Annotated in this window: 4 protein-coding genes and 1 pseudogene; all 5 read left to right on the top strand. The window is 43.2% G+C overall.

The genetic code is table 11. The features are described 5' to 3' along the window. Positions 1-232 precede the first annotated feature (232 nt). The gene (trmD, locus tag N0824_RS13110) at positions 233-928 is read left to right on the top strand and encodes a tRNA (guanosine(37)-N1)-methyltransferase TrmD (RefSeq protein WP_046660860.1); all 696 of its coding nucleotides are present in this window, start codon (positions 233-235) and stop codon (positions 926-928) included. A gap of 338 nt (positions 929-1,266) precedes the next feature. Continuing rightward, on the top strand, positions 1,267-2,991 hold the full coding sequence (locus N0824_RS13115) for a diflavin flavoprotein (RefSeq protein WP_108937074.1): 1,725 nt from the start codon (positions 1,267-1,269) through the stop codon (positions 2,989-2,991). A gap of 203 nt (positions 2,992-3,194) precedes the next feature. Then, positions 3,195-3,695, top strand: coding sequence for a phosphate-starvation-inducible PsiE family protein (locus N0824_RS13120; protein ID WP_108937075.1), 501 nt, complete (start codon positions 3,195-3,197; stop codon positions 3,693-3,695). Between the two features lie 166 nt (positions 3,696-3,861). Next, complete coding sequence (locus N0824_RS13130) at positions 3,862-5,607, top strand: diflavin flavoprotein (protein ID WP_108937077.1); 1,746 nt, start codon at positions 3,862-3,864, stop codon at positions 5,605-5,607. A gap of 122 nt (positions 5,608-5,729) precedes the next feature. Next, positions 5,730-6,176: pseudogene (locus N0824_RS13135) on the top strand (hypothetical protein); the annotation flags it as partial. Positions 6,177-6,422: the final 246 nt, after the last annotated feature.

Raw genomic sequence — 6,422 nt, forward strand, 5'->3', positions numbered from 1 at the left:
GCGATTTTAGCAATTTTCTTCGATCCACTGGCAATGACGGACTGTTAGTTAACTTTAAGTCTAGGCTAGACTTCGATCACTCAAGCTAGAGCCAGAAAAACCCCTAGACAGTACAGCATAGTCTACCATGTTATCGAGATAGACTATCGCAAAATTAGCAAGATTTTAACCGATCGAGCCGTGACAAAATGATACATTAAACACTATTCCAGTCTAGGCCTTAATTTTCCCCGTGCAGTTTGACATTATTACTCTCTTTCCCGATTTTTTTACTTCACCGCTGCAGTCGGGGTTGTTGGCAAAAGCTCTCGAACGCGACATCGCTAGGGTAAATTTGGTCAATCTCCGAGATTTTGCCCACGATAAACACCGTCGCGTCGATGATGAACCCTACGGTGGTGGTGTGGGAATGTTATTAAAACCAGAGCCAATTTTTGAGGCGATCGAGTCTTTAGAAACTTTACCACCCCGGGAGATCGTGCTGATGACTCCCCAGGGGGAACCTCTCAATCAAGCTTTACTGAAAACTTGGGCCGGTAGTTATCAGCAGTTAATTCTCATCTGCGGGCATTATGAAGGAGTAGATGAGCGGGTTTGTGAGCATTTGGTGACTAGAGAGGTATCTTTAGGTGATTTTGTCCTAACTTGTGGTGAAATCCCTGCTTTAGCGATTATTAACGGGGTGACGCGGTTGTTACCCGGGACGGTAGGTAAGGCCGAATCGTTGAAATTGGAGAGTTTTGAGGCGGGTTTATTGGATTATCCCCAATATACCCGGCCCCCAGTCTTTCGCGGTTGGCAAGTGCCGCCGGTTTTGCGCTCAGGTAATCATCAGGATATCGCCGATTGGCGCTATCAACAACAACTCGATCGCACTCAGGAACGTCGTCCAGATCTCTGGCAAAAATGGCTAGAGGAACAGGATTAATCCCCAAAAATGCTGGCGTGGGAATTATGAATTATGAATTATGAATTATGAATTATGGCTCTTCTGGTTTCTAGGCTTTGATGGCAACGTTTCCAATCCACTTTCGGCATTTTAGGTCTCTTTTTCGTTCCCAGTCTCTAGAGTCTATCTGCTCTTGCCAAAAAATTCTAGTTCTCTAGCTGGTGGGGGTTTAATAGGCGCAACCATAGACAAAAGGTTATATAAATCTAGCTAATCATTGACTTGAGTAATTGGTATTTTACAAATCGCTGAAAGCAAGTCACCATAAGAATTAAGCAAATGCAGTTCCGAATCAAATCCTGTGGGAGATAGAAATTATGGTGGCTTTAATCACTCCAAAACCCGCTAAAACCAGCCGTTTAACCACACAAATCCAAGAAATCGCCGAAAATACTTTTACCTTGCGCTGTTTGGATTGGGACCGCGATCGTTTTGATATCGAGTTTGGTTTAGAAAACGGTACGACTTATAACTCTTTTGTTATTCAAGGGGAAAAAACCGCTCTCATTGATACATCTCACCGAAAATTCGATCGCCTTTATCTGGAGGAATTAACTAAACTAATCCACATCAATCATCTTGATTATTTAATTATCAGTCACACCGAACCCGACCACAGTGGTTTAGTCAAAGAAGTTTTAGAATTAGTCCCAGAAGTTACCGTGGTGGGTGCAAAAGTTGCCATGCAATTCCTGGAAAACATGGTACACAGACCCTTTAAACAGTTAATCGTTAAAAGTGGTGATACTTTAGACTTAGGTAATGGTCATGTTTTAGAATTTGTTGCGGCCCCTAATCTTCATTGGCCTGATACTATCTTCACTTTTGATGCTAAAACTGCCACCCTTTTTACCTGTGATGCCTTCGGAATGCACTTTTGTGATGATCAAACCTATGATCTAGAAAAAGACCTGCTAGAAGCCGATTTTCAAACCTATTATGACTGTCTGATGCGACCGAATGCTCGTTCAGTTTTAGGGGCAATTAAAAGAATCGAGAAATTCGATATTAATCTCATTGCCACCGGTCACGGTCCCCTATTAAAACACCATATTTCTGATTGGTTGGGACGCTATCAAACTTGGAGTCAAGAACAAACTTCTGCTGATACTTTAGTGACTGTATTCTTTACCCAAGATTACGGACAAAGCGAACATTTAGCTACTATGATTAGTCAGGGTTTGACTAAAACTGATGTGGTGACAGAATTAGTCGATATGAATAATGCTGATCCCCACGAAGTCAGAGAATTAATCAATCAGTCTAAGGGAGTTGTCATCGGAATGCCGCCCCAATCTTCCCCGACTAACCAGATGATTTTAAGCACGATTCTTGCTTCAGTCAATGGCAAACAAGCGGTGGGATTATTTGAGTCAGGAGGTGGGGAAGATGAACCAATTTTCCCCTTAAGAAATAAATTACAGGAAATCGGGGCGATCGAAGCTTTTCCTCCTCTTTTAGTTAAAGATAATACCAATCAATCCCTCGATTTAATTGCCGATGAAGCAGGAACCGACCTCGGCCAATGGTTAAGCCGAGAAAAAACGATTAAACAAATTAAGTCGATTAACAACGACTTAGAAAAAGCTTTAGGACGTATTAGCACGGGATTATACCTAATTACTTCCCAAAAAGCTGATTTATCCAGTGCCATGATTGCCTCTTGGGTGACACAAGCAAGTTTAAATCCTTTAGGTGTGGCGATTGCAGTGGCCAAAGATCGGGCAATGGTATCCTTTTTACAGCCTAGCGATACCTTTGTTTTAAATGTTTTGGCTGAGGATAATTACCAGAAATTAATGAAACATTTCCTCAAGCGTTTCTCTCCCGGTGCCAATCGTTTTGAAGGCATTAAAACCTATACTGCCAATAATGGATCACCAATTTTAGCCGATGCCTTAGCTTACATAGAATGTGAAGTCACCAGTCGTTTAGATTGCGGCGATCATTGGGTAGTTTATTGTACCGTTAATAGCGGACGAGTTGCCCGTTTAGATGTCTTAACTGCTGTCCATCATCGCAAAGTTGGCAACCATTATTAACAGTTAACAGTTAACAGTTATCAGTTATCAGATTTAAGTTTTCAGTGGATAGTGTTAAGTAGGAAGTTACCGCTTTATTTTCACTGATTACTGTTTACTGCTCACTGATAACTGAAAAATCTCCCCAATTCATAATTGATAATTCATAATTCACAATTCCCTAACAGCTAAAACCCAATTTTATCAATCTTAGGAGCAATAAAATGTACGAACCAATTAAAAAACCTTCCCCAATGATGGCGAGAGTAGTACAAGTATTAGAAATGATTCAAGATTTAATTGTCATTTCTCTCTGTATTGGTTTATTTAGCTTCATGGTGTTAGAAGTCAGAGAAATGTTTATGTCGCTGCTGCCACCGATTCAATTTCGGATTATTACCGCCGATATTTTATTCCTCTTAATTCTAGTAGAATTGTTCCGATTGTTAATTATTTATTTGCAAGAAAAACGAGTTTCTATCGGTGTTGCTGTGGAAGTTTCTATCGTCTCAGTTTTGCGAGAATTAATTGTTAGAGGAGTCCTAGAAACTAATTGGACACAAGTATTAGCCGCCTGTGCTTTTCTAATAGTTCTCGGCACATTAATGGTATTAAGAGTTTGGCTTCCTCCCACCTTTGAAGGTATCGATCCCGAGCAAAAAGTTTCCGAGCGTTATCGTCAACATTTAGTTAAAGAATTAACTGAAATAAACAGCAAAACTTAATCAGTTATCAGTTAGAAGGGGATGGGAGACAGGAGACAGGAGTCAGGAGTCAGGAGATTATTTTTATTTATTCTCCCCACACCCTACACCCCACACCCCACACCCCACACCCCACACCCCACACCCCACACTCAACAACCAACAACCAACAACCAAATTAACAACTATGACCACTACTACCTTAATTCCCAATCCTGCTATTAATAATCGCCCCCGCGATGTTCAAACCGCCGAAATTGCCAATCAAACTTGGGTTTTTCGCTCGCGTACTTGGGACAGATTAAAATTTGAAATAGAATATGCTCGTCAACGGGGAACCACCGCTAATTCCTATCTTATCCGGGGCGATAAAACTGCCTTAATCGATCCCCCCGGAGAATCCTTCACCGAAATTTATTTAGAAGAAATTCGTCAATATGTCCCCTTACATCGTCTCGATTATCTGATTCTCAGTCACGTTAATCCTAACCGCATCGTCACTTTAAAGGCATTATTAGACCAAACCCATCAAATCACCATCCTCTGTTCTAAAGCTGCCGTCAATACCCTGAAAAATGCCTTGCCTGATGCCCAAATTTTGGGCATACGAACCGATGAAATCCTTGATTTGGGGAAGGGTCATCAACTCAGTTTTATTAATGTCCCTACGCCGCGCTGGCCTGATGGTATCTGCACTTTTGACCAAAAAACCCAAATTTTATACAGCGATAAATTCTTTAGTGTGCATCTGTGCGGTGACGATATTTGGGATAAAAATTGGAAAGAATTAGACGCAGATCGTCGTTATTATTTTGATTGTCTCCATGCCGTGCAATCTAAAGCGTTAGAAACAGCCCTCGACAAAATTAAAGAATTTCCCGCCCAATATTATGCACCCGCCCACGGTCCGATAATTCGCTATAGTCCCAGTCGTCTTGCCCACGATTATCGCTATTGGTGTCAAGAACAAAAAACTCGACCCCTACAAGTGGCTTTATTATATGCTTCTGCCTACGGAAATACTGCCACCATGGCCCGCTCGATCGAACGAGGATTATTAGAAAATGATCTAGCCGTAGAATCAATAAATTGTGAGTTTGCCACCCCCGCCGAAATTAGTCAAGCGATCGAAAATTGTGACGGATTTATTATCGGTTCTCCCACCTTAGCTGGTCACGCTCCTACCCAGATTCAAACTGCTTTAGGAATCGTTCTTTCCACGGCAGCAAAAACTAAATTAGCCGGGGTTTTTGGTTCCTACGGTTGGAGTGGGGAAGCTGTAGATTTAATTGAAACTAAACTCAAAGATGCTAATTATCGCCTCGGTTTTGAGTCTTTGCGCGTGCGTTTTAACCCCACAGAAAGCAGTTTACAAGCAGGTTATTTAGCTGGAGAAACCTTCGCCAGGACCTTGAAAAAAACCAAAAAATTGCGGGTTCCCCAACAGGGAATGACCGAAACACAAATCGATCGCACTGCCCAGGCCGTTGGTCGCATCGTCGGTTCCCTCTGTGTTCTCACCACTCGTCAGGGCGAGGATCAGGCTGGTTTCTTGACCTCTTGGGTATCCCAAGCCAGTTTTAACCCCCCGGGGCTAATTATCGCCGTTGCTGACGAACAAGCAGCTGATCGCCTAATTAACTCGGGAACCGCCTTTACCTTGAATATTCTCAAGGAAGGGCGCAACTTACGCCGCCATTTTTCCAATTGCATCAAATCCGGCGGCGATGTCTTTATGGGATTAGAAACCCAAGTCGGGGAAAATGGCGGTCTGATTTTAAGCGAAAGTCTCGCCTATCTAGAGTGTACGGTCAAAGAGCGACAACTCTGCGGCGATCGCTGGTTAGTCTATGCCACCGTCGAGCGGGGTCAAGTTTTGGATAGTAACGGTGTCACCGCCATCGGTCATCGTAAATCCGGTAGTCAGTGCTAAAACTGGACTAGCGGGGCAAAGTTCCTGACTTTCCCCGTGTAATCAGCCTAGATTTCTGGGAAACATAGGTTATGTTAGTATCTGAGGTTGTCCGACCGGGCTATTTTGTCTTTAGTTTCCCCATGAAAAAATTGCCGCTAGTCCTATCGGTGGGGAGTGTCGCTTTATTGTTGGTGGGATGTCCAGCTTCTAACCAAGCTAATCAATCCCCACCGATTACCCAAGAACCCCCCACCCCCTCTCCCAGTCCCCCGGCTGCCCAACCTCCTGCCCAACCTCCTGCCTTTAGCGGTGCTGTGCAACCGGCTACCATAAGGGTAGTGCCATTTATTCCCGCCACCGACCCCGACCAAAAACGGGCAAAAATTAATCGCGGTCCCAGGAATAAGGATCCCTTTGCCCCCTTTTCCCTACAACCAAATATTACAATTACAGTGGCGGGAAAACCCCCGGCTGGGACTCCAGCGGCCACCGCAGCCGCACCCGCACCCAGGGTCAATCGTCCCACTCCCAGACCACCGATAGTGAAAGCACCGCCCACTCTTAGACTACCGATAGTGAAAGCACCGCCCACTCTTAGACCCGCATTTCTCACAAACTGAATTAAGAACCTAATTTGGAGGTTAAAAGTTGGTGTTTTTCAAAAATAAGAGAAACCCGCTTAGTTATCAAGGAATAATCTGACTAAACTAATCAAAAAATTCCTGAATTACTGGAAAAATTCCGTCAATTAGGGAAAATGTTCACGACAAAGTTAGCTGAATTTATAAGCAGCCATTTTTAAGACTATTTAATGATCTTTGAAAACTCTTCAA

It is taken from the genome of Microcystis sp. 0824 (genome assembly GCF_003112475.1).
Classification (GTDB): Bacteria; Cyanobacteriota; Cyanobacteriia; order Cyanobacteriales; family Microcystaceae; genus Microcystis; species Microcystis aeruginosa_C.

Coding starts and splice junctions, on each gene's coding strand:
- N0824_RS13115 (WP_108937074.1), top strand. CDS start 1,267: ATGGTGGCTTTAATCACTCCAAAACCCGCTAAAACCAGCCGTTTAACC.
- N0824_RS13120 (WP_108937075.1), top strand. CDS start 3,195: ATGTACGAACCAATTAAAAAACCTTCCCCAATGATGGCGAGAGTAGTA.
- N0824_RS13130 (WP_108937077.1), top strand. CDS start 3,862: ATGACCACTACTACCTTAATTCCCAATCCTGCTATTAATAATCGCCCC.